Below are 26,437 nucleotides of genomic sequence, written 5' to 3'. Positions count from 1 at the left end.
CGAGGGTCCCGAAGGCGCCTTCAGGGCACGCGTCCCTCAGCCGAGGACGGCAAGCCCGGAAACCCTTCCGGCCTACCTCCGTGGGTCTATTGAAATTCGATCGATACCAAGCGATACTCGATACATGAAGGTGGATGTGCTCGTGGTCGGCGCCGGGCTCGCAGGTCTGCACACGGCGCGCCTGCTCGCGTTGCAGGGCTTCGACGTCCTCGTGTGCGAACGCCGCGGCAGCCTCGATGTCGGCATCCGGACGACCGGCATCTTCGTGCGCAGAACGCTCGAGGACTTCGCGTTGCCCGGCCACCTCCTCGGGCCCGCGGTGCGGCGCGTCCTGCTCCACCCGCCGTCGCTGCGCGCCCCGGTCGAGCTGACCAGCGCCCACGACGAGTTCCGGGTCGCCGACATGGCAGGCATCTACGCACACGCGCTGTCCGAGGCCCGGCTGGCCGGTGCGCGCGTGCACCTCGGTGTCCCATACCCGGTGCCGGGGATCACGGCTCGCTTCACGGTCGGCGCGGACGGCGCGCGGTCGTCAGTCGCGCGCAGGCTCGGGCTCGACGTCAACCGGCGGCTGATCATCGGGGCCGAGGAGGTGTTCCGAGTCAACGCCGGAGCCTCGGCGCCGACGTTCCACTGCGTGCTCGACCCGCGGCTCGCACCCGGCTACCTCGCCTGGCTCGTCGACGACGGGGAACACGCCCACGTCGGACTGGCCGGGCACCCCGGCCGGCTCGCCGCGCCGCTCCCCCGCCTGCTGCGATCCTTCCGCGACGGGTTCCCGGACGTGCCGGTCCCCGCCGGGCCGGTACGCCGCCGGGGTGGCCCGATCCCCGTCGGTGGCGTGCTGCGCCGGATCGCGTGCGCCGAAGGACTCCTCGTCGGGGACGCCGCGGGCGCGGTGTCCCCGCTGACCGCTGGCGGCCTCGACCCGTGCCTGCGCCTGTCGCGGCTGGCCGCCGCCGTCACCGGCGACTACCTGCGCACCGGCGACCCGTCGGTGCTGCGCCACTACGACGGAGCGGCACTGCGCGCCCGGTTCCGCGGCAGACTACTGCTGCGCGATGTCCTCTCCAGGATGGGAAGCCCGGCCACCGCCGAGCTGGCCTTCCGGCTGCTGCGTACGCGGCCGGGGCGGGTCGCCGCCGCCCACCTCCTCTTCGGCGACGGCTCGTTCCCCGACCAGAGCCCCGTCGTGGCCATCAGGTGAGCGGCATCCACGCCCACTGCCACAGGCTGATGCCGGCGTGCGGGAGAACTCGACCGGCCGGCGCGTGCCGTCGACCACGACGCCAGCCCGCTCGCTCGCGCAGGCCTTCCTGGTCGAGGAGGTCGATGGCCGCGTAGGGCACGCCGTCGCGTTCGAGTTCCTCGAGGATCTTGTTCAGCGCCGGGCGTTGCACGCCGAGCATCGCGGCGAGGTGCGTCGCGGGAGCGACACCTGCCCGTCGGCGGTCGTGGCGGTCTCGTCGAGGAGCAGCCGGCGTACTCGACGAACATCTCGTCGCCGCTCACGAGACGATCCTCTCAGCTATGATCTATCGTTACCTAAAGCACCTATTCTCGCGTAACTATAGAGCTGTTAAGGTAAATTTGTGAACAAGCAGCTCTACTCAGCGGAAGAGGTGGCCGAGCAGCTCGGGCTGCACGTGCGGACAGTGCGCGGCTACCTCCGCGACGGCCGACTCAAGGCGGTCCGCGTCGGGAAGCAGTACCGCGTCACGCGCGCGGACCTCGAGGCGTTCGTCGGTGCGCCGGTGGCAGACCCGCCAGAAGTCAGGCGGCACCGGCACGTCGACGTGTCGACCATCGTCGAGATCGACGCGGTCAGCCAGGAGACGGCCCACCGCGCCGGCACCCTGCTCACGGCCGTACGCACCCACGCGGGCGACCAGCCGCTACGAGTGGAGACGGTCTATGACGAGGAAAGGGCACGCATGAAGATCATCGTCCTCGGTGGACTGGCCGACACCAGACACATCCTCGAGTACCTGCAGGCGGTGCTCGAGTCGTGATCTACAAGACCGAGGCAGGCGAACGGGAGATCCGGCGCCGCTACGAGCACACCCTCGCGAACTGGCCCGTCCCGGCCGAACACCGGGTGGTGCCCACCCGCGAGGGCGACACGTTCGTCCTGGTGTGCGGGCCCGAGGAAGCGCCACCCCTCCTGCTGCTCCACGGATCGGGCTCCAACGCGGCGATGTGGCTGGGTGACGTCCCGGCGTGGGCGAGACACTTCCGCGTCCACGCCGTGGACATGATCGGCGAACCAGGTCTGTCCGCACCGTCGCGCCCGCCGTTGGCTTCCCCCGCGTACGCGCTGTGGCTCGACGACGTCCTGGACCACCTCGGACTCGAACGCGCCGCGCTCACCGGAGCGTCACTGGGCGGCTGGCTGGCGCTCGACTACGCGACCCGGCGACCGGACCGCGTCGAGAAGCTCGCGCTGCTGTGCCCTGGCGGCGTCGGCCGCCAGAAGGTCGGGTTCCTCCTCAAAGCCCTGCTGTACAAACCATTCGGGCAGTGGGGCAGGCTCCGGTCGATCAAGGCGGTCGCGGGCGTCGACGTCCGGGTGATGCCGGAGGTCGCCGAGTACCTCGCGCTGATGTTCACGCACTTCCTGCCGCGCCGCGACCGGCTTCCCGTGTTCTCCGACGAGACCCTGCGGAAGCTGACCATGCCGGTACTGGTGGTCGTCGGCGGACGCGACGCGATGTTCGACTCCGCGGACACGGCCAAGCGCTTCGACCACACCGTGCCGCACGCGACCGTCACCCTGCTGCCCGACGTCGCGCACTCCATCGTCGGCCAGACCCAGCCGATCCTGGACTTCCTGCGCGCCTGACGGCGAACCCAGCCGGGGCCGGGTCGTTGTCGATGCCGTGGTCTGCATCCACTGTGGATCACCGTGCCGCGGCCTGCCGCGGGAATCCGGTCACCGGTATGCGGGGTGGTATCCCTGCGGCACCGGCGGGACGGGCTCGCGCTTCAACCGCCTGGCGGTCATCGCCCTGGTGGTGGCCGGGAGCCACCAGAGGATCGCGAGCACGATCGCCGGGAGGGTGAACACCAGGGCGAACGCGTTCTCCGGGTGGCCGTCGCGGATGTCGTGGACGACGCCGAAGACGATCACGACGATCGGCGGCACGAGGAAGATGGTGGCGGTGACCCGTACCCAGGCCCGGCCCGTGCCCGCGAGGAAGCTCGCGATCACGAGCGGGAGCGTGAGCGCCGCACCGACGAAGAACACCACGATCGCGAGCTCGTTCTCGGCGATGGACTCGTCCAGGTCCTCGACGGTGTTGGTGATCGGGGCGCCGCCCGCCTTCATCTCCTTCAGCTTCTCGATCGTCGAGATCTCGTCGCTCGCGCCGAGACCCATCAGCACGAAGAGACCGATGTAGGCGAGTCCCACGATCGACGTGACCACCCAGGTCGCCGTCAGCATCGCCGTGGACCTCGGGGGCTCGGCGGGCGGCGGGCCCGGCTGCCTGCCCGCGGGCCACGGTTGCTGGGGTCCCTGGTGCATGTCGTCCTGTTCCTTCCGCGGTACTCCCTGGTGACAGGTGGGCACCAGGGAGCCTAGGAACGGTCTGCCCTCGGCGGTGTCAGGTGAACTCCCGACAGCCGGGCAGGGCCCGCGCCGGGACGTTCGTCCGCGGGTGAGCGCCTGTGCCCCCGGCTCACCGCGGGTCGCACGGGCAAGGACGTATTCCACCGTTGTACCGGCCATGTACTCGACCTGCCTACGCTTCCGCCGCACCCCGTGAACGTCGGCGTCCCTCTAAAGGGCCGCTGCGGAGCACGCACCGGGATGAACACCATGGCGCCGTACAGAGGGACCACTCGTGAAGCTGCTGTCGCGCACCGTGTCATGGGTGCTGCTGATCAGCGTCGTCCCGGTGACGATGCTGGTCGTCGCGGCCGTCCTGGTCGGGTTCGGCATCTACGCGTTCACGCAGTCCCCCGTCACCGCCGTGAAGATCGCGATCGGCGTGGTGCCGACCGTGCTGGTTCTCGGCCGCGGGCTGTGGGTGCTTTTCAAGAAGATCGACAACCCGGTGCACGGTGTGCCGGTGCGCGAGCACGAGCAGCCAGAGCTGTGGGCGCTGGTCCGCAGGCTCGCCGAGGTCGCGGGCACCGCGCCACCGGACGACATCCACCTGATCGCCGACGCGAACGCCGCCGTACTGGAGGACACCCGGCTGCTCGGGCTGGTCTCCAGGCGCCGCCACCTGTTCGTCGGCGCCCCGCTGGTCGCCGAGATGGGCTCCGCCCAGTTCGCCGCGGTGCTCACCCACGAGCTCGCGCACTACAGCAACCGGGACACCCGCTTCGCGGGCATCGCCTACCGCAGCAGGCGTGCCTTCGTGCACACCCTGAACACGATGAACAGGGACGACTACCTCCAGCGGGCACTGCATTTCCTCCTGCGGCGCTGCGGCGCGCTCACGCTGCGCGCGACCACGAAGCTGAGCAGGCGGCAGGAGAGCGCGGCCGACGAGGCGGCGGCACGCGCGGTCGGCTCCGTGGCCACCGTCGCCGCGTTCCGCGAGCTGGCGCCGATCGCCGAGTCGTGGAACGTGTTCCTGAACAACCACCTGACCGTGGGCTGGACCGCAGGCTACCTGCCCGCCGACGCGTTCGCCGGGTACCGCAAGCTGCGTGCCTCGCTGCACGACGAGCTGGCCGAGCTGCGCGCCAACCCGCCGGAGGACGCGGAACCGTACGACACACACCCGCCGATGAGCGAGCGGATCGCGGCCATCGACGCGCTGCGCGCCCTCGGCACGGTGCGCGTCCCGGCCGGGAACGCGCTCGGCCTGCTGCGCGACCCGGTGCCGCTGCTCGACGCGGCACTGCTGGACGGGCTGGTGCCCGAGGCACGCACCAAGCGCCGTGTGGACTGGCCGACGCTGGTCCGCATCGGCGGCATCACCGCACTTACCGAGAACACCGGCCGGGTGCTGGCGAACGCGGCCCGGCTGACCGCACGGCCACCGTCGCTGCGCACGCTGCTCGACGCGCTCGACGCGGGCCTGTTGACCGAACTCGGCACGGACCCGGCCAGTCCGGTCGGCCGGTCGGACGGCCCCCGGGTCCGGCACGAACGTGCCAGGCTGATCGTCGGCAAAGGACTCTTCGGTGCGGTCGTCAGGACGCTCACCGAAGCGGGCATGATCCGCTGGCGGGAGTCGTGGCCGGGGGTCGGCGCCATGCGACTGGACGAGGGGCGCCAGGTCTCGCTGCCGGAGCTGGTCGACGCCGCGGTGTCCGAACGACCGGACACGGCCGGACTGCGCGCACTGCTCGACTCGGTAGGACAACCACACGGAAGGCAACGGCATCGTGGCACTGCTACTGGGGACGAAAACCCGCGTCCTGATGGTCATGCGCAAGGAAGCCAAGCGCCGAGGCCTTTCGGTGAAGGCCTACCTGCAGACGGCGTCCCACGACGAGATGATCGCGTTGATCCACCAGGTGGACCCCACCGTCAACCCGGCCGAGATCGTGCCTGGCCTTCCTGACCGGCCCGCGGTCGACGTCACCGGGTGGGGTATGCCGCCCAGGCACGCGCTGAGCACGGATCTGAGCAGGCCGGTCCCCGTGATCGGAGCGGCGGTCGCCGCCGCGCGGGCCGGTGACTGGCGACCGGCCGCCGACCTGCTCAACCGCGGCTACGGGGACTGGGCGATGCGTGCGGCCGCGGTGCACGCACTCGGCGAGGCCGCCGGGGACACAGTGGCCTGGCTGGACGCGTGGCGTGCCGCGGGCACCGGCGACGACCGGCACATCGCCGTCGTCGACGCACACGCGTTACTCTGGCTGGCCTGGAAACTGCGCGGCAACAAGCTGCCGGAGGACACCTCCGCCGAGCAGCACGACGCGTTTTACCGGACGCTGGTGCGGTCGGAGATGGCCGCGCGGCGGGCGACCGAGCTGGCGCCGGAGGATCCGACCCCGTGGTACACGCTGATCACGCTCGCGCGTGGCCGAGGGTACGGCGGCGACACGTTCGCCGCCATCTGGCGCGAGCTGCAGGCCCGCAGTCCGCTGCACCGCGCGGGACACGAGTTCGCGCTGATGTACATGGCCGACGACGAGCCGGTCTCGTACGACCGGCTGTTCGCGTTCGCCGAACGGGCCGCCGCCGCGTCCCCCACCCTCGCCTTCCTGGTCGTCCAGGCCGCGTTCAGCTACGAGGACCACGACGAGCGGATCTGGGCGGACGCCAGGATCCACCGTGCGCTCGACACGCTGCTCCAGTGGCTGGCCAGCCCGGCGGGTGGCCGTGGCGTCCACGCGGGCAGCGACCGGCGCTGGGCGGCGTACGGGCTGGTGAGCGCGGACCGGGGCGCCGAGGCCGTGCCGCTGTTCGCCCGGCTGGGCACCGACGCGTCCGGCAGGCCGTGGGAGGACTACGGCGACAACGCGGTCGACGTCTTCGACAGCTTCAGAAAGCGCGCCTGTGCCGCCACACCCCCACCACGGTGACCGTCGAGCCGGGAGCCGGGTCACACGAAAGGGACCGCCATGGACCGGGTCGACCCCGCGAACCTGATCGGCTACGCCGTGCTCGGCGCGGACGGCAGGATCGGGGGCGGCAGGAGAGGACCCAACGTCTCCTGGTGGATCGTCTTCGTGCTGTGCGTGCTCTACTTCGTGGCCACGCTGCTGCCGGGGGCGCTCACGCTCATCGCGTGGCACACCGAGCGGGAACGGGTGGACGTTTCGGACGGGCTGCTCGGCGTGATCAACAACCCGTACGTGTTCTCCTGGGTCGGCATGCTGCTGATGTGTGCGATGTGGATCCTGGAGTACACCCGGCGGGGCTCGATCGGGGTGTCGGGAAGTCAGCGGGGTAGGAAGGCGGCCGCGGGCAGTTTCGAGTCGGAGATCCGTCTCCTGTCCACGCCGTCGCACCTGGCGTGGTTCCTCGGTCTCGCGGTGCTGGCCTGCGCACTGCTCGGCCTGCCGTGGACCATCGACTGGGACTTCGAGACCTTCTTCGTCTGGTTCCTGTGGGGCACGGTCATCGTCCCGGTGAACGGCGCCGTGCTGGGCTCACTGGTCAAGAAGACCTCCTATGCCCGCTGGTACCGGCGGCAGGCGGTGAAGAACCCGCACGGTCGAGTACCGCGCAAGGCACAGCCGTTCTGGCGTGCCTTCTCCTACCGGTGGCGGTTCGACCTGTGGATCTGCGGAGCCGCGATGCTCATCGTCGTGGTGGGCGCGATGATCTGGTGGAGCCTGGCGAACGTCCCCGCGGACGACTTCGGTGACGCGGAGGACATCCGGGAGGCGACCACCGTCGCGATCGTGCTGCTGTCGATCGGCGTGCCCGCGATGGTGTTCGGCCTGTGGGCGTGCACGCAGTTCTGGCGCGCCGGCGAGGACATCAGGACGGGCGAGTCGGCCACCTGAGGGGGTTCTCGTCCGCTTGCGCGCTCGTGGCCGGATGTTCTCGTAGGCTGTCGTTCAGGGATCGGCTTTGCGGGACGGAAGGTGCGTGTTGGACGGGCAGCGTCGGCAGCGGTTGTGGCGGGCGATCGCCGCAGGCGCCGAGGCGCCCGGCGAGGACGGGTGGGCCCAGGCGGTGTGCCTGGCCTGCGTGGCGGCGCTGCCGGGGGCCGACGCGGCGATCCTGGCGTTGCGGGACACCGCCAGGGCGCACGAGATACTGGGGGCCAGTGACTCCTGGGCCGCCGAGCTGGCCGTGTCGCAGTACACCGTCGGTGAGGGCCCCGGGGTGGAGGCGTTCACCACCGGCGGGCCCGTGCTGGTACCCGACATGCGCGTCGAACAGGAACGCTGGCCGGGGTTCGCCGACGCCGCGCGTGCCGCGGGTGCCGAGGCGGCGTTCGCGTTCCCGCTGCAGCTCGGCGCGATCAAGGTCGGCACCCTGGAGTTCTTCCGCCACCGTGCCGGCAGCCTGGCGAGCAATGAGCTCAGCGACGCTGTGCTCGCCGCCGACCTGGCCACCACCGGGCTGGTCCGGCAGGCCCGCGACGCCGAACAGGACGGCAGGGAGTTCGCACCGCGCCCGGTGACCTCGTTCCAGGACGTCAACATCGCCACCGGAATGCTCGCCGCCCAGTTGCGGATCGGCCTGGACGACGCGTTCATCCGGTTACGCGGGCACGCCTTCGCCAAGGGCCGCTCGGTGCTCGACGTCGCCCGCGACGTCCTCGAGCAGCGGATCCCGCTGGACGAGCTGGCCCAGTAAACTGCCCGACCTGGAGGACCCGTGAATGGCCGTAGGCTCGGCGACATGCCGGACTCCCCCCATGCCCACCAGGCGGATCTCTTCGCCACCGCCGTGGCCGACACGCTGGCCGAGATCACCTCGGTGCTGGTCGGCGCCCCGGACAGCGGCGCTGTGCTGCGTCTTGTCACCAACGCGGGCATGGAGCTGCTCGGTGCGGCGGCGACCGGCCTGATGGTGGTGGACCCGCGTGGTGGGGTGGAGGTGGCAGCCGCCTCCGACGAACCGGCCAGGTTCGTCGAGCTGCTGCAAAGCCAGGTGGCGCAGGGCCCCTGCCTGGACTGCATCACCGAGACCGCCGTGGTCACCGCGTTCGACCTGGAAGCCGAGCACGACCGGTGGCCGGAGTTCGTCCCGGCCGCGCTGGCGGTCGGCTACCGCGCGATCACCTCGATCCCGCTGCCGCTGGACAGCCGGGCCGTCGGCGGGCTCAACCTCCTCTTCACCGAGAACACCGTCCTGACCACGGACCAGCTCCGGCTGGCGCAGGTGATCGCGGACCTCACCGTCCTCGCGCTGGTCCAGGAAGACGGCTACCGGCGGGCCGACCGGTTCGCCGAACGCACCCTCACCGCGCTGAACGACCGCGTGCACCTCGGTCAGGCCGTCGGCCTGGTCGCGGGCACCCTCGACATCCACCCCGCCGCCGCCCACACCGCCCTGATCGGCTACGCCGAGCGCGAGGAGCGCGGGATCCGCGACGTCGTCCGCGCCATCACGGACGGCGCCCTCGACCCCGCGGAGCTGTTCAGGTAGGCCCGGCACGGATCGACCGCGGCGCTACTCGTCCCAGTCCGGGTCACCACGTCCGTCCGCCACCGCGTCGATGATGGCGACCACCCGCGCCACCTCGGCGTCCTGGCCGTCGAGCCGCCCACGTGCGACGAGGTCGTTCCTGGCCTGTGTGGTGTCGCAGTGCTGCCAGCTGCTCACCACCCCCACCGCCTCCTCCCGTGCGGCGCGGCGAGCCAGCGAACCCGTCAACCGACGCGCCACCGCACTCGGCTCGAACCCATCGCTTGGAGGTGTCACACCACCAGTGTCCACCCGTACGTGCCGGACGAGGGCACGGGATGACGAGTATTGTGCGTTTCTGTAGCTGCGTAGGTCAGACGCTCCGTTCGACCAGCGGCGAGCGGCGGACGGGCCCGAGTGACGTTCGAGGAGTGCTGAGGGGTGGGGCAGGTACCGGCGGACGACGTGATCCAGCGGCTGGACGAGGTCACCGGCGCGTTGGCGGAGCTGTCCAGGGTCCTTGATCAGGAAGAGGACCTGTCGGTCATCATGGAACGGATGTGTCACCGGGTCGTCGGTGCCATTCCCGACGCGGACCTCGCGAGCGTGACGGTGCTTCGTGATGGCACCCCCGCGTCCCTCGCCTGGACCGACCGGTACACGCTGTCCGTGGACCGCGCCCAGTACGACGCCGGTGAGGGCCCCTGCCTCGAAGCCGTCCGATCGGGGAAGGTGCAGCACATCACCGTGCCGGACGTGGCGGGACGGTGGCCCGCCTTCGCCGCAGCGGCCGGCGACCTGGGGATCGGCAGCTATCTGTCGGCGCCACTGTTCATCGACGACAAGTACCAGGGGTCGCTCAACCTCTACGGCAGGCGAACCCACGGCTTCCGCGCACTCGACGCCGCGCTGCTGGAGCTGTACACCACGGCGGCCGAAGCGGCACTGCGCAACACCCTCCGTTATCTCGACACCCGCCGCCACATGGACGAACTGCTGCACGCACTGACCTCACGAGCCGTCATCGACCAGGCGAAGGGCATCCTGAGGGTTGCCCACGGCATCTCCGCCGACGAGGCCTTCGCCATGCTGGTCGACCGCTCCCAGCGGGAGAACCGCAAGCTGCGCGAGCTGGCCGTGGAGTTCGTCGACAGGGCCGCCCGCCCGGAGGCGTGATTCCGTCGGGTGCGGTGGCGCCGCGCAGCGGCAGCGACTCCCAGGCTATCCACCGCATCACTCGATCGGGTGAAGTTCAATGGTCAACGAACGCGGTGAACAGGGCGTTTCCGGGCGTTGCGTCAGCAAACCGTCCTGGGTGCCCGCCCTTTCCCGTCCACTGTCGTTGATCCGGATGACACCCTGGCGGACGAGCGAGTAGGACAAGGGCGATGGACTTACGGACGGACCTGGCGCAGACAGCGGCGCGGCCGGACACGGTGGAGCACGACGATCCCGCGACCCGGTACCACCGCCTGGTCGGGGCCGAGCTGCGGCAGCTGCGGAAGCGGCTCAACTGGACCCGCCGCGACCTCAGACGGCGGCTGCGCAACGACATCTCGCTGCAGGCACTCGCGACCTACGAGCTGGGCACCCGCCAGTGCACGGTGTCCCGGTTCGTCGAGGTCTGCTTCGCGCTCGGCGCGGCGCCGCACGAGGTGCTCGCCAGGGTGCACGCGACGTTGCTCGCCGAGGACGCCGACGCCACCCGCACCGAGGGGGTACGCGTCGACCTGCGCATCGTCGCCGAGAACGACGACCTGGTGCTCGCGCCGTTGCGGCGCTGGGCAGCGGCCCGCCGCAGCGCGGGAGCCGACGACGCGGCGACCGCTTTCCTGGACCAGTCGGCGCTCGCCTCGCTCGCCCAGCTGTGCGCCATCCCGGCCGACGACCTGGCGAACCGGCTGAACCGGCTGTGCACCGGGCAGGCGCCCGCCGCGGGGTGACGATGGCTCGCCTGCCGATGCATCTACAGTGATCACGCCGACCGCGACATGGAGACACCCGAGGTGCCTGACATCAACGACGAGGCCAGGGACGATTCGCCCCTGACCCTGCGCTGCGAGACAAGCGCCCACGCTGTCGTGATCCATGCCGTCGGCGAGGTGGACCACCCCAACGCGATCTGGCTGTCCGAGGAGCTGACCAGGGTCGGCGCCACCATTTCGCCCGCTCAGAGCCTGGTACTGGACCTGACCGGCGTGTCGTTCATGGGGTCGGCGACGATCGCGGCGCTCATCGAACACGATCGACAGTGCCGGCAGAGCGGGTGTGACCTGCGGATCGTCACCGGCAACACCACGGTCACGCGTTCTCTGCAGCGGACCGGGATCCTCGACCTCCTCCCGGTGTACCGCACCCTCTCGGAGGCCCTCGCGGACAACGGTTGACCGCGGCTCGTTGCTACGGCTTGGCGCGGTCGTAGGCCAGGTGGAGGGCGTCCGAGCCCGCGATGGCGGTCAGGGTCGTCAGCAGGAGACGGGTGGCGCGCGGCGCGAACACGAGGCCCGCGCTGAACCCGGTCGCCACCCACACCGACAGGCACAGCGGGCAGGTCACGAGTTCGCCCGCCGCGTGCCGGACCCCGGTACCGCGCACCGACTCGTTGAGCTCGCCCACGCCCGCCGGTTCCTCGTACCTGGTGAAGGGCGCCCGCAACGGGCTGGTGACCGAGTCCTTGGCGAGCAGGCGGCTGGCCTTGTGGGTCGCGATGGTGAGCAGCACGGTGTCACCGGCGTCGAGGCGTTGCGGCAGCCGGGTGCCGCGCACCCGCGCGAGCACGCTGAGCAGGCCGACGACCGAGCCGTAGGTGCCGAGCACCGCGACGTAGCCGCCGAGCGGGCGGTCGTTGCCGTCGGCGTAGGCCTTTCGCACCCGTTCGCCGACCTGTCGGAGCAGTGATCGCATCAGCTCTCCTCCCCCTTGCGTTGCGGTGGTGTGGCTGGGGTGCGGGCCACCGGCGGCGCGTCGCCCCCGGTGCCCGGGACGCGGCTGCGCACCCGCCCGCACCTGGTCTCGGTCATCCACGTGCGGTACTCGTCGGGGAACTTCGGGGGCATCTCGGCGGGACCCATGGGAAGGTAGTGCCACCCTGGGGGCACCGGAAACGTCGATTTCCCCGGTCGTTGGCCGGGCACCCTCAGGTCATGACCGCACCGCGGCCCGGCTGCCGTCGAGGTGGTTCCGGCGGTGAGTCAGTCCCACGTCAGCGACCACACGCGGTGGCCATCGGGGACCGGCGGCACGTCGCAGAAGGCCTCCTCGTCGTAGACGAGACCCGCGAAGACCGGCCCCGCCTGCAGACCCTCGACGTCCAGGCGGGCGTCGACCTCCTCGTCGGACAGCGTCGTGCAGATCGCCACGCCTTCCGCGGCGATCCCCTCGTACTCGTCCTCGAACATCTCCTCGTGCGGCTGGACACGCACCCACGCGGTGGCCGGGTCCGCCGCCACCGCCTCGATCCTGCGAGCGATCTCCGCGAGGCCGGGGCGGCCGTACCCGTACTGGTTGGGCGCGATCGAGTCCTCGGCCTCGTTCCCGTCGAAGAACTCCTCCACCGTCAGCAACGGGTACCGATCCCCGCCTGCCGACGAACGCGCCAGCAGGACACTCCGAGTGATCATGATCGGCACATCAGCCGAAGTGGGACGGTGCGGCGGGCACCGTCCCACCTCCGATCTCCTACTCCTCGACGAAACCGGGTGGCGGGGTCAGTTCCACCTTCGCCAGGTTCTCCCCGTTCCTGGGCAGCCAGTCGTAGTCGCTGGTCATCACCGGCTCTGCGGCACCGTCGATCACGGTCCAGGTCTGCCGCACCGGCAGGTAGGACGTGCTGTCCACCCACAGGTCGATCTGGTAACCGCGGCGGGTGGCGAACAGGCGCAGGTGGTGGGTGTCCCTGTCGCCGATGCGCTCGGCGCCGACCAGTTCCATCCTGCCCTCGTCGATCGCCTGCTTGAGCGCGTCCGCGTCGAGGACGTCCGGCACCTCGAGGGTGGGTGGCTCCGACGTGTCGTGATCGGTGGACCAGGTCTTCCGGTCGTAGTCGACGTAGATGTGGTGCCGGTCGCCGAGCGGACCGTCACCGGCGATGGAATGAGTCCGGCGCATCGGACCGGTCGGCATGTCCTCCGGTCTCGGGGGGGCCGTGACCACGCCGCCCGGACCCGGCAGGGCCTCCTCGCTGGACTGGAGGATCGTGCTGTAGGCGTCCATGCGATAGCGGTCGGTCGCCCGGTCCGTCCAGTACTCGAGGTAGCCGGTTTCCAGCATGTTCTTCTCGTGGATGACGTACTCGTCCGCCGACCGCAGCGCCTGGATGGTCATGCTCTGCACGTGCGCGACGTTCTCGACTCGCGGCTGGGTCGTGGTGGTCACCGGCGGCGCGGCCTGCGCGCCGGTCGTCGGCACCGTGGTGGCCCCGGTGCCCGAGCCTGCCACCAGCACGGCGGCGGCCGCCGCGGCCGCGACCAGCGGCGCGCCGATCGAGGCCCGGATCGTCCAGGCCCGCCGGGACCGCCGCCTGCGCAGCGCGCGGGCCAGGTCGCGGTCGGCGTGGATGCCGGCCACCTCGTCGCGCAGCCGGTCGCCGATCACACGGCCGAACTCCTCATCGGCGGACATCGGTCGTCTCCTTCACTGTCGGTGATCCATGGAAGCCGGCGAGCAGCTCACGCAACCTGGTGAGCGCGCGGGAGGTCTGTGACTTGACCGTCCCGGACGAGCAGCCGAGCAGGTCGGCGGTCTGTTCCACCGACATGTCCTCGACGAAACGCAACACGACCACCTGTCGCTGCCGCAGCGGCAGCTCGGCGAGCGCGTCCAGCACCACGCGCCGGTCGGCGACCTGGTCGTAACCGGCGTCGACGGTGCGCAGCCCGGCCACGTCGGGTGGCAGCGAGGTCTCCGGTGGCCGTCTGTCCCGCGCCCGCAGGCGGTCCTTGGACAGGTTCACCAGCACCCGCCGTGCGTACGCCTCCGGCGCGGCACGCGCCCTGGACCAGCGTCGAAGGGTGCGCAACAATGTCGTCTGCAACAGGTCCTCCGCGTGCCCCCGGTCCCCGGTGAGCAGGAACGCGGTACGCAGCAGCGCGGTGGACCTGTCTTCGACGAACTCGTCAAAGCTCGCGAACATCCGCATGCCCTTCAGAACTCCGGCCCGCGCGGACCGGTTGTCACCACGACCCCGATCGCGGGTGTCCTCGCCGCCGCTCCCCCGGCTGCGGTCGAGGTTGGCGAACCGGATGACGTCGGGGTCGCCGTCCCAGCCACGGCCGATTTCCACGGACGCGTGCCACGGCCGGACGGGGAAGCGGCGGTTGTTCTCCGCGGCGGTGATGGTGCCGTCGGCCACGACGGCGATCGGCTCGCCGTAGCCTGTCCCGAGAAGACGCAGCGCGTCAAGCGTCCCAAAGCGCCTGCGAGACACAGCACCCGCACGGCGGGCCGGGGTGCCGTGAAAGCGCCATTGAGGGCATCGAGGATGCCGTCAACGCGCCTTTCACAGCACCAGAAGCCCGGGCGCTACGCGCCCGGCACCGCGAAGCGGGAAAGCATCACCCAGGAGGATCCCCGGCGGCGGACGTCCGGAACGGACCGTCGCCGCCGGCCGCGTTGGACAGCGCGGTCCGTGCGTGCCGCAGCGCCTCCCGTGCCTCGTCGGTCGCCCCGGCGAGCAGGAGGTTCGAGGCCAGGCGAACGTCGTTCGCGGCGGCGGCCACCCGGCAGGTCTCACCGCGGGCGGCGGTGCGGGCCAGCGCCGTGCGCAGGTCGTCGACGAGTTGCGGGGTCGCCGTGGCCGGTGGCGTCAGGCGCGGGAGGACGGCGTCGATGCCCGCCAGCAGGAAGTGGCCCGCGGCCGGTGGGGTTCCTCCGCTCGAGGTGCTCTGCCCGGATTTCCGATGCGCCATGTGCGACGGTCTGCCCCGTGCCCTGGGTCCGGTCATCGTCGTCGCCTCCGCTCGGCATCATGTCCGTACACAGTGGATTCCTCGGGATTCCTCCCCGGTCCTGGCCCAAACCGGGTGCCAGGGCGGGGCATGGACCCCTCCGTCGTGGGGTAGTCCGCGTGTTCGGAGGTGGCGGTGGCGATTCCGACGAAGCGGGCCGGGGTGCGCCCCTCGGTGCTCGCCGCGGGGCTGATCGGCGTTGCGGTGATGGCCGCCGTCGACGAGGTGGTCTTCCACCAGATCCTGGCCTGGCACCACTTCTACGACCGCGCCACCCCTGCCGTCGGACTGCTCTCGGACGGGCTGCTCCACGCCGCCGAGCTGGTGGCGCTCGTCGGCGGGTTCTTCTGGTTCGCCGACCTGCGCCGCCGGGACGTGCTGGTGCCGCTCGCGGCGTGGGGCGGTTTCCTGCTCGGGGCGGGCGGGTTCCAGCTGTTCGACGGCCTGGTCGACCACAAGATCCTTCGTGTGCACCAGATCCGTTACGGCGTGGACGTCCTGCCCTACGACCTGGCCTGGAACGCCGCGGGTGCGCTTCTCCTGCTCGCGGGGGCGCTGGTGACCAGGCGAGCGGCCCGCCGTGACCGCGGCTGACCCGCTGCCACTCCTGGTGGTGGTCGCCGCGCTGGCCGTTGGCTACGTGGCCGCGGCCGTGCACGCCGGGACCGGTCCGCGCGGCTGGAGCCGGTGGCGCACCGCCTCGTGGCTGTTCGGCTGTGCCGTGGCCGCGGTGGCCCTGTCACCGGTGCTGGCCGGTCACGACCCGCGAGCGCACATGGCGCGGCACCTGCTGCTCGGCATGGTCGCCCCGCTCTGGCTGGTCCTGGCCGCACCGGTCACCCTCCTGCTCCGCGTCACCGAACCGGCGACCGGGCGGCGGATCGGCCGGGTGCTGCGCGCCCGGCCCGTGCACGTGCTCGGCCATCCCGCGACCGCGGCGCTGCTCAGTGTCGGCGGCCTGTACGCGGTGATGCTGACCCCGCTGGCCCGTGCCGCCGACACCGACCCGGTGCTGCACAACGCTCTGCACCTGCACTACCTGGCCGCGGGCTACCTGTTCGCCTGGGCGATCGCGGGTCCCGATCCCGCTCCGCGCCGTCCCGGCATGGTCACCCGCGTCGTCGTGCTGGTACTGGCCGTCGCAGCCCACTCCGTTCTCGCCAAGCTCCTCTACGCACACGCGTCCACCGAAGCGGACCGCGCGGCGGCCCAGCTGATGTACTACGGCGGCGACGTCGCGGAACTCGCGCTCGCCGCCGCCCTGTTCACCAGCTGGTACCGGCGCCGGGTCACCGTCAGCCGGTGACCGTGCGACCCGAGGTGCCCCGGCGAAGCGCGAGGCCGAGACCGGCCATGCCAAGCCCCAGGAACAGGTGCAGCCAGTTGTCCGCGGTGTTGAGGGGCACGAAGTTCGCCGAGCTGTCCTGGTCGATCACGATTCCGTAGAGCCAGAGCAACAGGTAGATGACGCCGCCACCGATGAGGTACGCGGCCGCACCGGACGCCGTCCTGGCCATGACGAACCCGACGACACCGAACAGCAGGTGCACGATGTTGTGCAGGATCGAGACGTGGAAGACGCCGAGCAACATCGCGGTCGACTCGTGTCCCGCGAACGTCATCCCGTCGTACTCGGTGGTCACGCCGGGCACGAAACCCAGCACGCCGACGAGCAGGAACACGGCGGCGACCACCATGGCGGCCATCCGCAGGGGGCGAGCCGTTGTTGTCGTGCGTGAACTGGTCATGACGATCTCCATCGGCTAGGAGGAATGTGGTGGTTCGGCTACCCGCCCTGACGCCGGCTATTCACACCTTTTTGCTCACGTTGAAAGACCGCGAGAAGCCACCGCACGGACGGGACGAGCAGGACGGCTCCGACGCAGGTCACGCGGGCATCACCCGCAGCACCGCGGGGGTGGGCGGCCGCGTCGGCGACGGTGGTACCGGGCAGGTGGAGTACCGGGTACCGGGCGGGCCCATGCCCAGAGAAGCGCCGCGACGGCGAGGGCCGCGGGCGAGCAGGAACTGAGGTCCGGCCACAGCGGGTCTCCTCACGACGAGTTCGCCGGAGGCTCCGGGGTACCCCGTGGCATGCCACTCGACGTCACCGGCGACTCGGTGTCCTTCATCGGGACCGCCACCACACTCATCAGGCTGGGCGGGTTCACCGTGCTGACGGACCCGAACTTCCTGCACCAGGGCCAGTGGTCGTACTTCGGGCAGGGGTTGTTCTCGCGGCGGCGCACCGAGCCCGCCGCGCAGCCCGCCGATCTGCCGCCACTGACCGCGGTCGTGCTTTCCCATCTGCACGGCGACCACTTCGACCGGATCGCACGGCGCGAGCTGGACCCCGAGGTGCCGATCCTGACGACCGGGCAGGCGGCGAAGAGCCTCGAACGCAGCGGGTTCCGCGCCTGTGCGGGGCTGCGGACGTGGGCCACCCAGGCGTTCACGGACGGGGACGCGACCCTGCGGGTGACGGCCGTGCCGGCCCGGCACACCGCGGGACCGCTGAACCTGCTGCTCCCGGCCGTGAACGGCCATGTCCTGGAGTACCAGCCCCACGCGGACGCCGCGCCACTGCGGATCTACGTCTCCGGCGACACCGTGTACCACCGGGAACTGGCCAGTATCCACGACCGGTTCCCCCGGCTCGACGTCGCGCTGCTCCACCTCGGTGGGACCAGGGTGCTTGGCGTGCTGCTGTCGATGGACCACAAGCAGGGCGTCGACACGATCGAGCTGCTCCGCCCTGCCGACGTGGTGCCCATCCACCACGACGACTACGGCATGTTCACCTCGCCGGTGTCGAACTTCCTCGTCGAGGCCCGGGACCGGAAAGCGGCGGCGCAGGTGCGGCTGCTGCGCCGCGGCGACAGCCTGCCCCTCACCCCGCCGGTCGGTGGCCACCGTGGCCACCAACCCGCGGATCTCCGGTGACGGCGCCACGCCCAGCTCAGCATGAGGCAACGCCGGTGCCGCGACGAACCCGCGGAACCTGAGCGGACGACGCGTCGGTCACCACGGAACGACCTGCCCCTGCCGTCGGCTCACGGTGTCGCGGCGGCCAGGCGGGTGAGCGTCGTGCGGCAGACCTTTCCGGTCGGGCCGAGCGGGAGCGCGGCCAGGACCAGCAGCCGTTCCGGGAGCTTGCGTGGTTCCAGGTCGTGGGTCGCGGTGAGGTGTGTGGTCAGTGCGGCCAGATCCGGGGCCTGGTGCCCGTGGCGCGGCACGACGCACGCACAGAGCCGCTCCCCCAGGTCCGGGTCGGGGACACCGACGCAGGCGGCCTCCGCGACGGCCGGGTGGTCGGACAGGTGCAGCTCGACCTCGGCGGGGCTGATCGTCAGACCGCCACGCAGCACCACCTGCCGGAGCCTGCCGGTCACGTGCAGCACACCGTGCTCGTCGAGGAAGCCCTCGTCGCCGGTGCGCACCCAGCCGCCGGAAGACCGGTAGCGGGCGTTCAGCTCCGGATCAGCTACATAGGACAGTGGGGTCATCGGGCCCAGGGCCCGGATCTCGCCGCGCGTGCCGAACGGCACCAGCACGCCGTGCTCGTCGGTGATCACGATCGTGGCGACGGCCGGGTCCGGGCGGCCGGTGCCCGCGTCGTGGCAGTTGACGCCGTCGGTGGCACCGTAGACCGAGATCACCCTGGTCCGGAACCGGTCTCCGCACCGTTTCCCGACCGCCGGGGGCAGCGCCGCGCCGCTCGACACCAGAGCCAGCAGCCCCGGTGGGCGGCCGCCGGTGTGCTGGTCGGCGAGCCGGCCCAACATGGTCGGCACACCGAACACGTGCGTCGGCCGGTGCGCGGCGACCAGCCGCAACGCCGCGGCCGGGTCGAACCGCTCCCGCACGATCAGCGTCCCGCCCAGCGCCGCGATGGTGACCGGCACACCGCACGACCCGAACGACGAGGACAGCGGCACCAGCACCAGGTTCCGCATCGGGCCGTCACCTCGGTGCAGCGCCCGCACGTAGTTCGCCCGCCCGCCGGCGAAGGCGTCGTGCGAGTAGGCGACCATCTTGGGCTCGGTCTCCGAACCCGACGACACGAGGATCCGCGCCGGTTGGCGAGGGTCGACCACCGGCGCGGGCCGGGTGCCCGGTGCGCAGCCTGCCTCGAGTGCGAGCGTGGTGCGCAGGTGCGGCAAGGGACCGGCCGGCGCGTCGCTGCCCGGGTCGACGAGCAGGCCCGCGGCCCTGGCCCGGCCGAGCAGGCTCAGTGCGTCGCGGTCGCCGCGGCCGGCCGGGAACGGCAGCGACACCGCGCCGATGGCGGCGACGGCCAGTTCGGCGACCACCGCGCGCCTGCTGTTGACCATGCGGATGCCGACGACGTCCCCCGGCCCCAGGCCCGCGCCGGTCAGTGTCCTGGCGGCCGCGCTGACCATCAGGTCCAGGTCCGCGTAGGTGACGGGCCCGGCGTCGTCGACCACCGCGTCCCGGTCCGGGTGTGCGTCGACGTGTTCGGTGAACAGACGGTGGAGGTCCTTGCCGGGGCACAGGCCGCACGCCACCCACTCCTGTCGCAGCGACGCCGGGACGAGGTCGGGGATCTCGACGCCCGTGTTCGACGTCCACGTCACGTGAACTCCCACGGCGGGCGGTGCGCCGCGCCCGCGAACCGCGGGTCGGTGGCGAGCGCGCCGAGGTCGGTGGCCACCGCGACAGCGGGCACGTCGAGCGCCGCGAGCCGCGCCAGCAGGTCGGCGGTCGACAGGCCGGCAGGCACGCCGGGCGGTACCGGACCGGCCAGCGCCACCGCACCGTCGGCGGTCCGCAGTGGACGGCGGAACTCCGCGCGACGGCGGGAGACCACGCCCGCGGCCGAGAGCAGGGACGTGTCGACGCGGGTGCCGGTGTGGTGGAGGAGCGCGGCGAGCACTCCCTGCGCGCACACCAGTCCACCGAGCACGTCGGTGACGGTCATCAGCGAGGGCGCGGGTGGTTCCCCCGGTGGGCGGAGCGCGGCGGCGAGCCCGCTGTAGGCCTGCACCACGTAGTCCGTCCCGGTCGGCGGGTGCGGACCCAGATGCGGGCCCCAGCCGGACGCCGCCGCGTACACCAGGCCCGGCCGCACGACCGCGAGATCGGCGGCGTCCAGCCCCCACGCCTCGGCGCGGCCGGGTGCCCAGTTGTGCAGGAACACGTCCGCGTCCGCGACCAGTTCCCTCGCCACCACCCGTCCCGCGGTCCTCGTGAGGTCCAGTTCGACCACCCGCTTGCCCGCGTTGAGCGCGGCGAACCGCGCGGACACGCCCCCGGTCAACGGCGGGACGCCGCGCGCCGGGTCGCCGCCGGGTGGCTCGATCCGCAGCACGTCCGCGCCGAGCAACGCCAGCACGTGCCCGGCGAGCGGCCCCTGGACGCGGCGCGCCGACTCGACCACCCGCACCCCGCGCAACGGCGCCGAAACGTCCACGTCGGACGCTGCGACCGGGCGGCGGCCGGGCAGCGGGGTGAACGTCCACGGTGGCACGACCGGATGCGTGGCGAGCGGCACGACGCTGACGCCGCACGCGGCACCCGCGGCGCAGATGTCGCTCATCGGCAGACGGGCGAGCGCGTCGTGCAGTGCGTCCGGCAGCGGGCAGACCGCGGTGGCGAACCGGTGCAGGAACGGCGGCCAGCCCTGTCGCAGCGCTTCCTCCGGCGCACCGGCGGTGCGCCAGAACCGTTGCCAGTCCTCGGCACGGAGTGTCTCCACCTCGAACCGCACCCCGTCCGCCGACACGAACGGCGGCGGGATGCCAGGACTGGCCCGCGGTCCGGCCGACCCGCACGCGAGGTACTGCCCGACCGACAGCAGCGCGGCCTGCGCGACCGACGTCCGGACCGCGCGCACCGCGCAGCCTCGGCTGCGCGCGAACTCGGCGGCGAGCACGCCCTGCGCCGCGAGCACCCCGGCCACCGAGGTGGCGTAGTCGATGGCGAGCGGCACCGGTCCGCCTCTGGCCCGCCCGTGTACGTGCATGATCCCGCACGCCGCCTGCACGAGGTGCTCGTCGACGAGCGGCAGCCGCACCGGCCCGGCCCAGTCGACGGTCAGCTCGACGGTGGAGTCACGCACGCCGAGCGCGGTCAGGTGGTCACGGGCGATGGCGGCGGCCGGATGCGCCGCCCGCAGGATCGTGGTCATTCCGGCCGCCTGCCGTGCACCGTGTAGAACACGCACGAGCACGCCCGGAAACCGGGATGCGCCAGCACGTCCCGCACCCGGGCGAGGTCGTCGTCGCCGAAGCCGACCTCGACGAACTTGTCCCGCAGGTGCCGCGTGTGGTGCACGAGCAGCCGCAGACCGGCGCTGTCGCGGTCCCACACCCGGACGTGCGGGCGCGCGTCGACCGCCACCAGCCCGGCCGCCGCCATCGCCTCACCTGCCTCCCGGCCCCACGTGCCCCGCGCCCCGGCCGCCCGCATCAGCTCCGCCTTCGCCGCGAGGAACCGTTCGTACAGCTCCGGGTCGGGACCGGCGAGCGCGGGACCGTAGGAGATGTCGAACTCGTCGAGCTGTAGCCAGCCGCCCGGTTTCAGCGCACGCACCAGCTTGCCGAGGACCGCGAGCCGCTCGGGGAGGTGGAGCAGCACGAGCCGGGCGTGGATCAGGTCGAACCGCTGCTCCGGCAACGGATCCCGCACCACGTCGTGCCGCAGCACGGTCATGCCCGGTGTCTCCAGGAGGTGCCGGGGGTTGATGTCGGTCGCCAGCACGCTGCCGGCCGGGGCGACGGTCTCGGCGAGCCAGCGGGCGACGCTGCCGCCGCCAGCGCCGACCTCCAGGCAGTGCCAGCCCGGTCCCACGCCGGTGGCGGCCAGGCGACCGGTGGTGAGCGGGTCGTAGGCGGCGGCGAGACAGCGGTGCTGCTCGTCGCTGTGGGTGCTGTCGTTGTCGAAGACGTAACGGTGGTCGGCGATCGAGGTCACGGTGCTCCGTTTCAGGTCCAGCGGCCGGTGCCGGCGGTGGCAGCGCTGCCGGTGAGCGCGGCGAGCAGGGCGGTGCGCCGCACCTTGCCGGTGCCGGTGCGCGGCAGGTCGTCCCAGCCGAGCACCAACGGGTCGGCCATCGCGGGAAGGTCCGCGACCGCGGCGGTCCACGCGGCGCGGTCGAGCGTGCCGTCCGCGGTGACGACCACCGGCAGCGGCGGGCCGCCCCGCCTGTTGAGCACGACGCATTCGACGACCTCGTCGAGGAGGTCCTCGACGAGGTCCTCCACGGCCAGGCAGCTCATGCCGGGCAACCGGTCCACCTCGCGGTCCAGCAGCCGAACCCGCCCGGTGCGGCTCAGCACCGCCACGTCACCGGTGTTCCACCAGCCCTGCGCGCACTTCCCGGCGAACCGGTCGTCCTCGCCGACGTACCCGAGGCACCGCGCGGGCGTGCGTACCTGCACCACCCCCGGGTGGCCGCGCGGGACCGGCACGAGCGTGTCCGGGTCGACCACCCGCAGCCGGGTGCGGAACGGGACGGGCCTGCCGACGTCCCGGACATCGGCGGCCCGCCGGGTGAGGAACCGGAACGTGATCGGCCCGGTCTCGCTCTGCCCCCAGCCCTGCATCCACAGTGGCCGGCGGCGCGCGGACGCGGCGAGGTAGGCACGCACGGTCGGTGGATGCATGGCGTCGTAGGTGCTCATGAACAGCCGCACGTCGCGGAACGCGTTGTCCAGCCGGGTGGTGAGCGGCTGGAGCCGGACGTAGGTGGCGGGCAGCGCCTCCACGACCGTCGGCGGGTGGGCCCGCAGCACCGGGTCGGCGAGGTCGGGATCGGCACCGGTGAGCACCAGAATGCGTTGCGGGACAAGGGACAACGCGCTCGCTGTCCAGCAGAACGTGCGGCCGTGGGCGTAGGCGCTGAGGTTCGCCAGCGTGTCGGTGCGGCGCACGCTGATCGGCGTCGGGGTGGCCTCCATGCGGGCGAGCGCACCGATGATCGTGCCGGTCGAGTGCGCCACCAGCTTGGGCAGGCCCGTCGTCCCGGAGGTGTGCATGATCACCAGCGGTGCGTCGTCGCTGGGCCGGACCGGCGGCGGCGCGTCGTGACCACGCAGGTCGGCGACCGTCCGTGCCATCGGGTCGGCGCCGGTGAGGTCGACCGTGACCCGGCTGAGCGCGGTCAGCTCGACGCCTTCCTCCCGGGCCGCCGACAGCACCGTCGCGGTGGTGACCAGGACCGCGGGGTCCAGTCGTCCCAGTAGGACGGCGAGCGAACCGGGCGGCAGGCCGCCGGACAGTTTCGCGGGCACCGCACCGATCCGCACGGCCGCGCAGGCGAGCAGGTCGTAGTCCCAGTGGTTGTCCTTGACGATCGCGACCCGGTCCCCGCGCCGCGCGCCCGCCGCCGCCAACCAGCCCGCGGTCGCCCGCACCAGTTCGGCGAGCGCCGGGATGTCGTGGACGATGCCCGCGTCGGGCGCGATGTCGAACACGCGGTCGAGGTGGACGGTCGTGGCGTGCCCCCGGTCGGCGCACTCGTCGAACAGCACGCCCATGTCGTACGGCTTCACACCAGCTCCCGGGTCCGTGCCACCGGGGTGCCTGCCCGCAGCCGGGCGAGCACCCTGGCCGCGGCACCGGCCGCCGACCGCACCGCGCCCTCACTGCTGGGCCGCAGGTACTCCCAGTCCCCCGCGTAGTCCACCGGTCCCGGCTGCCTGGCCGCGAAGTCCGCCCGCAGCGCCAGCGCGGCGGGGGTCGCCTCGGGCAGCCCGTGGCGGAACCGGTGCGTGCACGTGGCCGTGACCGCGTCCTCGAGGCCGGGCACGTACCGGGCCGCCGGCGCGACCAGCGCGGCGGCGACCTCCTCGTCGGAGGCGTCGAGCAGGCCGGGGATCGCGGCGGGTGCGGTCATGAGCGTGAGCAGGCCCCGCCCTGCCGGTGCGCGTCCCCGGTGTTTGACGTGGTCCACGATGATCCCGGCCAGCACCGGCTCCTCGACCGAGGGCGTCAGCAGCGTGTAGACCGGACGCGGCGCCGGCGGGGCGAGCGGGCGGTCCAGCAGGCAGCTCACCTTCAGCGTCGGGGTGAACGTGGCGGCGTCGACGAACCGCCGCACGGGTTCGCGGCGGTCGGTGTGCAGCGACGCGGCCACCGGCGCGGGTACGCACAGCACCGCGGCCCGTGCGGTGACCCGTCCGCGATCCGTGGCCAGCACGGCCTTTCCGGCGGCGACGGCCACGTCGGTCACCGTGGTCCCGGTGCCGACGTCGAGGTCGGCGGCCAGTGCGCGGGCGAGCGTGTCCATGCCGTCGCGGTAGGTCCGCCAGGTCGACGGCGGCCCGACGGCCATCATGAGGCTCACGAACGGCGCCGCGGCGGAGCGGTCCGGGTGCCAGCCGAAGAAGCTGCCGACCACCGGCTGGAACAGGTAGTCGAGCAGGTCGGGGTGGTACCGCCGGGCGAGCGCGGCGATGGTGGCGTCGCCGAGCGGGGTCGACTCGGGACGGTCGGGGTCGAACCGCCGCCGCTGCCGGGCCGCGGCCGCGGTGAACCGGGCCAGGTCCAGCCGCGCCCTCGGCCCCAGTCCCGCGCCGGTCAGCAACCCACGCGGCGACGACACCCCGATGTGCGCGGCCCCGTCCCGCCACATGGCGAGCGGGCCGCCGATCGTGGGCAGCTTCCTGTCGGGGATTCCCATGCGCCGCACCAGTTCCCACGTCGCGCGGTAGCCGTGGGCCGGGAACTGCTCCGCGCCTTCGTCCATGGTGTAGCCGTCGCGGCGGTGGCTGGCCATGCGCCCGCCGACCCGGTCCCGCGCCTCGAACACCCGCACCGACAGCCCGGCCCTGGTCAGCTCGTGTGCCGTGGTGAGCCCGGCGATCCCGGCGCCGACGACGGCGACGTCGAGGTCAGGAGTCATGACGTGGCCGCCAGTACGAGGTTGGCCACCACGAGCAGCGCGGCGGTGACCCGGTGCACGGTGAACCCCAGTGCGCGGGCGACCAGGATGTCCTTGCGTGGCCCGAAACCGAGGCCGAACTGCCGGGCCCGCAGCACGGTGACCGGCAGCATCAGCAGGACGAACCACCACGGCGCGATACCGGTCGCCGACGCGACGGCGCCGATGAGGAACTCCCCGGCCGACAGCGCGGCGACGAACCGCATGTTGCCCCTCGGCGTGGTCAGCGCGGCCACCGTCGGCCTGCCGACCGCGCGGTCACCGGTTACGTCGTTGGTGTTGGAGTACACGCCGAACAGCAGCGGGCCGAGCCCGAACAGCAGCGCCTGCACGAGGACGAACAGGTCGAACCGGCCGGTGACCAGCCCGTAGGGCGCCAGCACCATGGCCCAGCCCAGCCCGGCGATGAACGCCTCCTGGAAGCCGTGGTAGCTGATCTTGAGCCCGTAGGAGTACTGGAGCGCGACCACGAACGTGGCGACCGTCAGCCAGATCGTCCACTGTGGAGCGTACGGCGCGGTCACGACGACGGCGGCGGTGAGGATCGCCGCGCCGAGCACGGCGGTCACCCAGCCGAACCGCACCACCTCGCGTTCGGTCAGCGTCCCGGCGACCAGGGGTTTGCGCCGCGCCCGCCGCAGCGTGGGGTCGGCCCGGTAGTTCGCGACGTCGCTGCCGTCGCGGTAGCCGGTGAGGTCGTCGAACGCGACCATCGCGGCGGTCATGAACACGGTGCCGAGCCCGAAGACGGCGAGCGTCACCAGCACGGCGGGGTCGAAGCCGGCCAGCGGCAGCAGGACGGCCGACAGCACGACGAGCAGGCTCAGGTAGTAGTCGAACACGTCCAGCTTCGCCAGGCGCGCGTAGCTGACGAGCTTCGGTTCCGCCGCCCGTGGCCGGGCGGCGTGCAGTGCGGTGTCGGTCATCGCCCGGCCTCCCCGCCGAACCCGATCAGCGCCGCGAACGACGTGTCGCCGCCGTAGTCGACCACCCGCCGGTCGACGACCTCGCCGCCGGGCATGAGCGCGAGGTACTCGTCGAGCGTGCGCAGGCGCGACCACCGGCTCACCGGCACGTTCGCCCCCTCGTACTCGATGAGCGTGAGGTACCGGGTGGACGCCGCGATCGTGTGGCACGCGGCGGTGAGCTGTTCCTCGTCGAGGACGTGCATGAGCACCCACACGCACACCGCGGTGTCGTACCGCTGCCGGGGCACGGCCATCCGGTCGATCCGCTCGCACGAGAAGTCAACCGTGGCGAGACCACCGCAGGCGGCGCGGGCCTGGTCCAGCATCGCCGGGGTCATGTCGACGGCGTGCACCCGGTCGGCGTGCGCCGCGATCGTCGGGGTGAGCCTGCCGATGCCACAGCCGATCTCCAGCGCGCTGCGCGGCCGGTGGCCGAGGTGCTCGGCCACGAGAGCCAGCTGGTCGCCGACGACCTGCCTGGTCTGCTCGGTCACCCCGGTGTTCAGGGTGTCGGGCTGGGACGCGCGCATGACCCTGGCCAGCCCAGGGCGCTCGGCCCGCCGCCGCCATTCGAGGGCCACGTCCTCGTCGGTGACCTGCTCGGTGGTGCCGGTCATCG

At 72.2% G+C, this 26,437-nt stretch carries 32 protein-coding genes; 14 read left to right on the top strand and 18 right to left on the bottom strand.

Going from position 1 to position 26,437, the window contains the following annotated elements:
• Positions 1-124: 124 nt before the first annotated feature.
• Positions 125-1,207: an FAD-dependent oxidoreductase gene (locus ACFPCV_RS27225; RefSeq protein ID WP_378059188.1), complete on the top strand. Its 1,083-nt coding sequence runs from the start codon at positions 125-127 to the stop codon at positions 1,205-1,207.
• Here the strand turns inward: ACFPCV_RS27225 and ACFPCV_RS27220 are convergent.
• A complete protein-coding gene (locus tag ACFPCV_RS27220) occupies positions 1,200-1,409 on the bottom strand; it encodes a hypothetical protein (RefSeq protein WP_378059187.1) in 210 nt (69 codons plus the stop codon). The genes ACFPCV_RS27225 and ACFPCV_RS27220 overlap by 8 nt on opposite strands.
• A 183-nt stretch (positions 1,410-1,592) precedes the next feature.
• On the opposite strand from ACFPCV_RS27220, the gene ACFPCV_RS27215 reads away from it, so the two are divergent.
• Both ACFPCV_RS27215 and ACFPCV_RS27210 read left to right on the top strand, forming a co-directional pair.
• Entirely contained in the window at positions 1,593-2,012 is a 420-nt protein-coding gene (locus ACFPCV_RS27215) for a helix-turn-helix domain-containing protein (protein ID WP_378059186.1), read from the top strand.
• The gene (locus tag ACFPCV_RS27210; protein WP_378059185.1) at positions 2,009-2,842 is read left to right on the top strand and encodes an alpha/beta fold hydrolase; all 834 of its coding nucleotides are present in this window, start codon (positions 2,009-2,011) and stop codon (positions 2,840-2,842) included. Before ACFPCV_RS27215 ends, ACFPCV_RS27210 begins: the two co-directional genes overlap by 4 nt.
• Positions 2,843-2,932: 90 nt before the next feature.
• Here ACFPCV_RS27210 and ACFPCV_RS27205 read toward each other — a convergent pair whose 3' ends face one another.
• Positions 2,933-3,526 (bottom strand): hypothetical protein, encoded by a 594-nt coding sequence (locus tag ACFPCV_RS27205; protein WP_378059184.1) that lies wholly within the window; start codon positions 3,524-3,526, stop codon positions 2,933-2,935.
• Between the two features lie 319 nt (positions 3,527-3,845).
• On the opposite strand from ACFPCV_RS27205, the gene ACFPCV_RS27200 reads away from it, so the two are divergent.
• The 5 genes from ACFPCV_RS27200 to ACFPCV_RS27180 all read left to right on the top strand — a co-directional run bounded on the left by ACFPCV_RS27200 (position 3,846) and on the right by ACFPCV_RS27180 (position 9,019).
• Positions 3,846-5,525, top strand: a complete 1,680-nt coding sequence (locus ACFPCV_RS27200; RefSeq protein WP_378059183.1) for a M48 family metallopeptidase — start codon at positions 3,846-3,848, stop codon at positions 5,523-5,525.
• Positions 5,422-6,492: a DUF4034 domain-containing protein gene (locus ACFPCV_RS27195; protein ID WP_378059182.1), complete on the top strand. Its 1,071-nt coding sequence runs from the start codon at positions 5,422-5,424 to the stop codon at positions 6,490-6,492. Before ACFPCV_RS27200 ends, ACFPCV_RS27195 begins: the two co-directional genes overlap by 104 nt.
• 39 nt (positions 6,493-6,531) lie before the next feature.
• A complete protein-coding gene (locus tag ACFPCV_RS27190) occupies positions 6,532-7,422 on the top strand; it encodes a hypothetical protein (protein ID WP_378059181.1) in 891 nt (296 codons plus the stop codon).
• 85 nt (positions 7,423-7,507) lie between these two features.
• Positions 7,508-8,224 (top strand): ANTAR domain-containing protein, encoded by a 717-nt coding sequence (locus ACFPCV_RS27185; protein WP_378059180.1) that lies wholly within the window; start codon positions 7,508-7,510, stop codon positions 8,222-8,224.
• Between the two features lie 45 nt (positions 8,225-8,269).
• Positions 8,270-9,019, top strand: coding sequence for a GAF domain-containing protein (locus tag ACFPCV_RS27180; RefSeq protein WP_378059179.1), 750 nt, complete (start codon positions 8,270-8,272; stop codon positions 9,017-9,019).
• Positions 9,020-9,043: 24 nt separating this feature from the next.
• Here the strand turns inward: ACFPCV_RS27180 and ACFPCV_RS27175 are convergent, their stop codons facing one another.
• Positions 9,044-9,295 (bottom strand): hypothetical protein, encoded by a 252-nt coding sequence (locus ACFPCV_RS27175; RefSeq protein ID WP_378059178.1) that lies wholly within the window; start codon positions 9,293-9,295, stop codon positions 9,044-9,046.
• 144 nt (positions 9,296-9,439) lie between these two features.
• Between ACFPCV_RS27175 and ACFPCV_RS27170 the strand changes: the two genes are divergently transcribed.
• The 3 genes from ACFPCV_RS27170 (at position 9,440) to ACFPCV_RS27160 (ending at position 11,385) form a co-directional block, all read left to right on the top strand.
• Positions 9,440-10,174 (top strand): ANTAR domain-containing protein, encoded by a 735-nt coding sequence (locus tag ACFPCV_RS27170; protein WP_378059177.1) that lies wholly within the window; start codon positions 9,440-9,442, stop codon positions 10,172-10,174.
• Positions 10,175-10,386: 212 nt separating this feature from the next.
• On the top strand, positions 10,387-10,941 hold the full coding sequence (locus ACFPCV_RS27165) for a helix-turn-helix domain-containing protein (protein WP_378059176.1): 555 nt from the start codon (positions 10,387-10,389) through the stop codon (positions 10,939-10,941).
• Positions 10,942-11,004: 63 nt separating this feature from the next.
• A complete protein-coding gene (locus tag ACFPCV_RS27160; RefSeq protein WP_378059175.1) occupies positions 11,005-11,385 on the top strand; it encodes an STAS domain-containing protein in 381 nt (126 codons plus the stop codon).
• A 13-nt stretch (positions 11,386-11,398) separates the two neighbouring features.
• On the opposite strand, the gene ACFPCV_RS27155 is transcribed toward ACFPCV_RS27160, so the two are convergent.
• The 6 genes from ACFPCV_RS27155 to ACFPCV_RS27130 all read right to left on the bottom strand — a co-directional run bounded on the left by ACFPCV_RS27155 (position 11,399) and on the right by ACFPCV_RS27130 (position 14,904).
• Positions 11,399-11,902, bottom strand: coding sequence for a DUF1360 domain-containing protein (locus ACFPCV_RS27155; protein WP_378059174.1), 504 nt, complete (start codon positions 11,900-11,902; stop codon positions 11,399-11,401).
• Complete coding sequence (locus tag ACFPCV_RS27150; protein ID WP_378059173.1) at positions 11,902-12,069, bottom strand: hypothetical protein; 168 nt, start codon at positions 12,067-12,069, stop codon at positions 11,902-11,904. Before ACFPCV_RS27150 ends, ACFPCV_RS27155 begins: the two co-directional genes overlap by 1 nt.
• A gap of 120 nt (positions 12,070-12,189) precedes the next feature.
• Positions 12,190-12,618 (bottom strand): hypothetical protein, encoded by a 429-nt coding sequence (locus tag ACFPCV_RS27145; RefSeq protein ID WP_378059172.1) that lies wholly within the window; start codon positions 12,616-12,618, stop codon positions 12,190-12,192.
• 58 nt (positions 12,619-12,676) lie between these two features.
• On the bottom strand, positions 12,677-13,618 hold the full coding sequence (locus ACFPCV_RS27140) for a hypothetical protein (protein WP_378059171.1): 942 nt from the start codon (positions 13,616-13,618) through the stop codon (positions 12,677-12,679).
• Positions 13,605-14,348, bottom strand: a complete 744-nt coding sequence (locus ACFPCV_RS27135) for a SigE family RNA polymerase sigma factor (protein WP_378059170.1) — start codon at positions 14,346-14,348, stop codon at positions 13,605-13,607. Before ACFPCV_RS27135 ends, ACFPCV_RS27140 begins: the two co-directional genes overlap by 14 nt.
• A gap of 202 nt (positions 14,349-14,550) precedes the next feature.
• Positions 14,551-14,904 (bottom strand): hypothetical protein, encoded by a 354-nt coding sequence (locus tag ACFPCV_RS27130; RefSeq protein WP_378059169.1) that lies wholly within the window; start codon positions 14,902-14,904, stop codon positions 14,551-14,553.
• Between the two features lie 174 nt (positions 14,905-15,078).
• Here ACFPCV_RS27130 and ACFPCV_RS27125 point away from each other — a divergent pair, with 174 nt between their 5' ends.
• Together ACFPCV_RS27125 and ACFPCV_RS27120 are read left to right on the top strand one after the other, a co-directional pair.
• Positions 15,079-15,537: a DUF2243 domain-containing protein gene (locus ACFPCV_RS27125; RefSeq protein ID WP_378059168.1), complete on the top strand. Its 459-nt coding sequence runs from the start codon at positions 15,079-15,081 to the stop codon at positions 15,535-15,537.
• Positions 15,524-16,249 carry a cytochrome c oxidase assembly protein gene (locus ACFPCV_RS27120; RefSeq protein ID WP_378059167.1) on the top strand — a complete coding sequence of 242 codons (726 nt, stop codon included), beginning with the start codon at positions 15,524-15,526 and terminating at the stop codon, positions 16,247-16,249. Before ACFPCV_RS27125 ends, ACFPCV_RS27120 begins: the two co-directional genes overlap by 14 nt.
• On the opposite strand, the gene ACFPCV_RS27115 is transcribed toward ACFPCV_RS27120, so the two are convergent.
• Both ACFPCV_RS27115 and ACFPCV_RS27110 read right to left on the bottom strand, forming a co-directional pair.
• Positions 16,239-16,691, bottom strand: a complete 453-nt coding sequence (locus tag ACFPCV_RS27115) for a DUF4383 domain-containing protein (RefSeq protein ID WP_378059166.1) — start codon at positions 16,689-16,691, stop codon at positions 16,239-16,241. The genes ACFPCV_RS27120 and ACFPCV_RS27115 overlap by 11 nt on opposite strands.
• 139 nt (positions 16,692-16,830) lie before the next feature.
• Positions 16,831-16,986, bottom strand: coding sequence for a hypothetical protein (locus ACFPCV_RS27110; protein ID WP_378059165.1), 156 nt, complete (start codon positions 16,984-16,986; stop codon positions 16,831-16,833).
• A gap of 51 nt (positions 16,987-17,037) precedes the next feature.
• On the opposite strand from ACFPCV_RS27110, the gene ACFPCV_RS27105 reads away from it, so the two are divergent.
• On the top strand, positions 17,038-17,886 hold the full coding sequence (locus ACFPCV_RS27105; RefSeq protein ID WP_378059164.1) for an MBL fold metallo-hydrolase: 849 nt from the start codon (positions 17,038-17,040) through the stop codon (positions 17,884-17,886).
• A 110-nt stretch (positions 17,887-17,996) separates the two neighbouring features.
• Here the strand turns inward: ACFPCV_RS27105 and ACFPCV_RS27100 are convergent, their stop codons facing one another.
• From ACFPCV_RS27100 to ACFPCV_RS27070, 7 genes are read right to left on the bottom strand one after another with little or no spacing between them, the layout of a single operon-like run.
• A complete protein-coding gene (locus ACFPCV_RS27100; RefSeq protein ID WP_378059163.1) occupies positions 17,997-19,541 on the bottom strand; it encodes a class I adenylate-forming enzyme family protein in 1,545 nt (514 codons plus the stop codon).
• Complete coding sequence (locus ACFPCV_RS27095; protein WP_378059162.1) at positions 19,538-21,094, bottom strand: CoA transferase; 1,557 nt, start codon at positions 21,092-21,094, stop codon at positions 19,538-19,540. Before ACFPCV_RS27095 ends, ACFPCV_RS27100 begins: the two co-directional genes overlap by 4 nt.
• Entirely contained in the window at positions 21,091-21,879 is a 789-nt protein-coding gene (locus ACFPCV_RS27090; RefSeq protein ID WP_378059161.1) for a class I SAM-dependent methyltransferase, read from the bottom strand. Before ACFPCV_RS27090 ends, ACFPCV_RS27095 begins: the two co-directional genes overlap by 4 nt.
• An 11-nt stretch (positions 21,880-21,890) precedes the next feature.
• The gene (locus tag ACFPCV_RS27085) at positions 21,891-23,444 is read right to left on the bottom strand and encodes an AMP-binding protein (protein WP_378059360.1); all 1,554 of its coding nucleotides are present in this window, start codon (positions 23,442-23,444) and stop codon (positions 21,891-21,893) included.
• A gap of 11 nt (positions 23,445-23,455) precedes the next feature.
• The gene (locus ACFPCV_RS27080) at positions 23,456-24,811 is read right to left on the bottom strand and encodes a protoporphyrinogen/coproporphyrinogen oxidase (RefSeq protein ID WP_378059160.1); all 1,356 of its coding nucleotides are present in this window, start codon (positions 24,809-24,811) and stop codon (positions 23,456-23,458) included.
• Complete coding sequence (locus ACFPCV_RS27075; protein WP_378059159.1) at positions 24,808-25,776, bottom strand: UbiA family prenyltransferase; 969 nt, start codon at positions 25,774-25,776, stop codon at positions 24,808-24,810. The genes ACFPCV_RS27080 and ACFPCV_RS27075 overlap by 4 nt, the downstream gene beginning before the upstream one ends.
• Positions 25,773-26,435, bottom strand: coding sequence for a class I SAM-dependent methyltransferase (locus ACFPCV_RS27070; protein ID WP_378059359.1), 663 nt, complete (start codon positions 26,433-26,435; stop codon positions 25,773-25,775). The genes ACFPCV_RS27075 and ACFPCV_RS27070 overlap by 4 nt, the downstream gene beginning before the upstream one ends.
• Between the last annotated feature and the right edge of the window lie 2 nt (positions 26,436-26,437).

The organism is Actinophytocola glycyrrhizae (genome assembly GCF_042653545.1).
GTDB classification, from domain to species: Bacteria; Actinomycetota; Actinomycetes; order Mycobacteriales; family Pseudonocardiaceae; genus Actinophytocola; species Actinophytocola glycyrrhizae.
This window is presented reverse-complemented; position numbering and strand designations above follow the sequence as displayed.